Source organism: uncultured Salegentibacter sp. (assembly GCF_963972535.1).
GTDB lineage: Bacteria > Bacteroidota > Bacteroidia > Flavobacteriales > Flavobacteriaceae > Salegentibacter.
In genome coordinates, this window is sequence record NZ_CAXAVR010000157.1 from 1 (window position 1) to 4,559 (window position 4,559).

5 protein-coding genes are annotated in these 4,559 nt (G+C 39.4%); all 5 read left to right on the forward strand.

Going from position 1 to position 4,559, the window contains the following annotated elements:
* Nucleotides 1-28 precede the first annotated feature (28 nt).
* A complete protein-coding gene (locus AACZ30_RS12985; RefSeq protein ID WP_208224940.1) occupies nucleotides 29-595 on the forward strand; it encodes an aminodeoxychorismate/anthranilate synthase component II in 567 nt (188 codons plus the stop codon).
* Nucleotides 596-746: 151 nt separating this feature from the next.
* Entirely contained in the window at nucleotides 747-1,739 is a 993-nt protein-coding gene (gene trpD, locus AACZ30_RS12990) for an anthranilate phosphoribosyltransferase (RefSeq protein ID WP_339649870.1), read from the forward strand.
* Between the two features lie 224 nt (nucleotides 1,740-1,963).
* Nucleotides 1,964-2,752: an indole-3-glycerol phosphate synthase TrpC gene (gene trpC, locus AACZ30_RS12995; RefSeq protein ID WP_339649871.1), complete on the forward strand. Its 789-nt coding sequence runs from the start codon at nucleotides 1,964-1,966 to the stop codon at nucleotides 2,750-2,752.
* Nucleotides 2,753-2,810: 58 nt separating this feature from the next.
* The gene (locus AACZ30_RS13000; protein WP_339649872.1) at nucleotides 2,811-3,458 is read left to right on the forward strand and encodes a phosphoribosylanthranilate isomerase; all 648 of its coding nucleotides are present in this window, start codon (nucleotides 2,811-2,813) and stop codon (nucleotides 3,456-3,458) included.
* Between the two features lie 196 nt (nucleotides 3,459-3,654).
* A partial coding sequence (gene trpB / locus AACZ30_RS13005; protein WP_339649874.1) for a tryptophan synthase subunit beta occupies nucleotides 3,655-4,559 on the forward strand: 905 nt, incomplete at its 3' end.

Genomic DNA, 4,559 nt, shown 5'->3' on the forward strand with positions numbered 1-4,559 from the left:
TTAAAAATAGAATTTTACACCAGGTAGAATGAAAAAAATATTAGTTATAGATAATTACGATTCTTTTGTGTACAACCTTGTACATTATTTAGAAGAATTGGATTGTGAGGTCACGGTAATAAGAAACGACCAGTTAGAGTTGGAAGATGTAGAGGAATATGATAAGATTCTGCTTTCTCCCGGTCCCGGAATTCCCAGTGAAGCCGGTTTATTAAAACCTATCATAGAAAAATATGCTTCTTCAAAAAGCATTTTAGGAGTTTGCCTTGGGCAACAAGCGATAGGGGAAGTTTTCGGCGGGACGTTGGGCAATCTGGAATCTGTTTATCACGGCATTGCCACCACGATGGACCTTTGTGTAGACGACGAACCCCTTTTTAAAGATCTCCCAAAAACAATGAAGGTAGGTCGTTATCATTCCTGGGTAGTTTTAAAAGAACTCCCCGATTCTCTGGAAGCTACTTCCTACGATGAAAAAGGGCAAATTATGTCGCTCCGCCACCGTGAGTTTGATGTGCGTGGAGTTCAGTTTCACCCAGAATCGGTATTGACTCCAGATGGAAAAAAAATGATTCAGAATTGGGTGAACAGTTAGGTCATTTCCGCAGCTTGTGCTGAATTTATTCAGTAAAGGTGGAAATCTCTAAACAACGCGAAGTTTATGTTTTAAAAGACTCCCACCTTTGTGGGAGTGACAAAGTGCAATTAAACAGATTCCCGTCTTCACGGGAATGACAAAATAAATTATGAAAGAACTACTAAACAGGCTTATTAACCACGAAACCATCTCCAAAGATGAAGCGAAGCAGGCGCTTTTCAGTATTTCCAATGGAGAATATAACGAAAGCCAGATCGCCGCATTTCTCACGGTTTATATGATGCGTAGCATCACCATTGAAGAACTAGAGGGATTTCGGGATGCGCTTTTAGAACTTTGTGTAGCCATAGATTTGAGTGATTATAACCCGATAGATCTCTGCGGAACCGGTGGTGATGGGAAAAACACATTTAATATTTCTACCACTTCCTCTTTTGTAACGGCAGGAGCGGGAGTAAATGTGGCAAAACACGGAAACTACGGAGTTTCTTCGGTAAGTGGTAGTTCTAATGTTATGGAAAGCCTGGGAATTAAATTTAGTAATGATCCCGGTTTCCTTGAAAAATGTATCGCCGAAGCCGGGATATGTGTGTTGCACGCTCCCCTATTCCACCCGGCCATGAAAAACGTCGCGCCAATTCGAAAGTCGCTTGCGGTAAAGACTTTTTTCAATATGCTGGGACCAATGGTAAATCCTGCTTTTCCGCAAAATCAGCTTGTAGGAGTTTTTAACCTGGAACTAGCCAGAATGTATGGTTACCTATATCAAAACACCGATAAGAATTTTACTATTTTGCATGCTTTAGATGGTTACGATGAAATTTCCCTTACCGGAAATACCAAAACCATTTCCAATAATACCGAAGGCATGCTGAGCCCCGAAGATTTTGGAGTAGAAACTTTAAATCAGAAAGAAATTGCCGGTGGCGGTTCTATAGAAAGTTCTGCAGAAATATTTGTGAATATATTAAAAGGAAAAGGTACTCAGGCCCAAAATAACGTGGTTTGCGCTAACGCCGGAATGGCGATTGCCACTGCTAAACAAATTAGTGTCAAAGAAGGTTTTGAAACTGCCCGCGTATCTATAAATTCAGGGAAAGCCTTAATGGCATTGGAGAAGTTACAGGAATTGAGTTTGTAGTTTATAAAAACTACAACAAGCCGACAGCAGGGATAAATTGCCGAATCTGGCTATCGCTATCTTCACAATGACGGATTAAAAAAGAAACGTCATTGCGAAAGAGGAACGATTGAAGCAATCTTTTGAATATAATTACGAAGATTAAAAACAGATTGCCACAGGCTTCGCCTTCGCAATGACGAGAATTAAAAACCGAAATCGTAACCGAGAACAGACAACAAAAAATGAACATTTTAGATAAAATAATAGCCGATAAACATAAAGAACTGGTCTTAAAAAAACTGGTAGTTCCCGTGTCCCAATTGGAACAATCGGCGCTCTTTGAGCGCGAAACAGTTTCCCTGGCAGAAAAATTGAGAACCAGTAAAACCGGGATTATTGCTGAACATAAAAGACGTTCCCCTTCAAAATCGGTAATTAACCAGGATCTAAATGTTGAAGATGTAGCCAAAGGTTATGAAGATGCAGGAATTTCAGGAATGTCTGTATTAACCGATGGCAAATATTTTGGCGGATCTTTAGACGATCTACTTTATGCCCGTGCGGCGGTTAAAATGCCATTACTGCGAAAGGAATTTATTATTGATGAATATCAACTTTTGGAAGCAAAGGCACACGGCGCGGATGTGATTTTACTTATCGCTGCGGTGCTGGAACGGGAAGAAATTAAAAGACTTTCAGAATTTGCAAAAAGTATAGGCCTGGAAGTGTTACTGGAGGTGCATAACGAAGAAGAATTGCAAAAGTCTATTATGCCTAGCCTGGATATGTTGGGTGTAAACAACCGGAATTTAAAGACTTTTGAAGTATCCACCGACATTAGCAAAAAGCTTTCAGAAAAGATCCCCGAGGATTTTGTAAAAGTTTCTGAAAGCGGAATTAGCTCGGTTGAAGCTATTAAAGATTTGCAGCAATTTGGCTACAAAGGCTTTTTAATTGGTGAGAATTTTATGAAAACTAATAACCCGGGGAAAGCTGCAGAGGAATTTGTAAAAACATTGAATAAATTATAAATAAAAAACGTCATTGCGATTCTGATGAAATCAGAAGAAGCAATCTTTTGTTGGAAAAATGAAAAACATAAAACTCAAAATCTGTGGGATGAAGCATCCCGAAAACATCAGCGAAGTTGCGAAACTTCAGCCTGATTATATGGGGTTTATTTTTTACGAAAAAACTCCCAGGTATTTCGAGGCTAAGCTGCCAGAAATTTCTTCAGCAATTAAAAAAACCGGCGTTTTTGTTGATGAAGAGATCGATATTATTCTTGAGAGAATTAAAGAGCACGATCTAAATGCAATTCAGTTACACGGAGCAGAAAGTGCGGCTTTTTGCGCTGAATTAAAAACCCTATTGATTGAAACCGAGGTAGAAATCATAAAGGTGTTTTCTATTAAAGACGATTTCGATTTTAAGCGTTTAAAGGAATATGAAACTGTTGTGGATTTTTTCCTTTTTGATACTAAAGGGAAAAATAAAGGCGGTAACGGAATTACTTTTAATTGGGAGGTTTTAAAAGATTATCCTTCAAAAAAACCTTTTTTCCTAAGTGGAGGAATTGGATCGGAAGAAGTTGAGGCTATTCAAGAACTTAAAGCCTATTTTGAAGAAAACGGTAGAGAAAATTTGCTATACGCCATAGATGTAAATAGTAAATTTGAAGAGGAAGCTGGTTTTAAGAATGTTGAAAAACTAAAAGAATTTAAAAAGCGGTTTTAGTAATAACTACGTCATTGCGATCCCGATAGGGAGAAGCAATCTTTTGTTTGAAAATCGCAAAAGATTGCCACGGGCGCTGCCCTCGCAATGACGAGATAGAAATTAGTGCATTCGTGGCGAAAAAAATAGATTCTGAAATAAATTCAGAATGACGTAAAATAAGTGCATTCGAAGCACTCAAATAAAACAAATAAAAATGAGCTATCAGGCTAACGAAAAAGGATATTACGGCGATTTTGGCGGAGCTTTTATTCCCGAAATGCTCTATCCCAATGTAGAGGAGTTGCGTTCGCAATACCTGGATATTATGAAAGAGGAATCTTTTCAGAAAGAATTTAAAGATTTGTTGCGTGATTATGTAGGGCGTCCCACGCCACTTTATTATGCGGAACGTTTCAGCAAAAAATACGGAACAAAAATTTACCTAAAACGGGAAGATCTTTGCCACACCGGTGCACATAAAGTCAATAACACCGTAGGGCAAATTTTAATGGCAAAACGTCTTGGAAAAGACCGAATAATCGCAGAAACGGGTGCAGGTCAGCACGGTGTAGCTACGGCTACCGTTTGTGCGCTTATGGGCATTGAATGTATTGTCTATATGGGTGAAATTGATATTGAACGACAAGCGCCAAACGTGGCCAGAATGAAGATGCTTGGAGCCAAAGTAGTTCCGGCAAAATCAGGAAGTCGAACCTTAAAAGATGCTACAAACGAGGCGATTCGCGATTGGATCAACAACCCGCTTGATACTCATTACATCATTGGTTCAGTGGTTGGACCTCATCCCTACCCCGATATGGTAGCGAGATTTCAGGCGGTGATTTCTGAGGAAATTAAAGTTCAACTGAAAGAAAAAGAAAATCGGGAAAACCCTGATTATGTGGTTGCCTGTGTAGGTGGAGGAAGTAATGCTGCCGGAATTTATTATCATTATTTAGACAATCCGGAAGTTGGAATTATTGCGGTGGAAGCTGCCGGAAAAGGTATACAAAGCGGTGAAAGTGCCGCGACCTCAGCTTTGGGAAAAGAAGGTATTATTCACGGCAGTAAAACCCTGCTGATGCAAACCGATGACGGACAAATTACTGAGCCGTATTC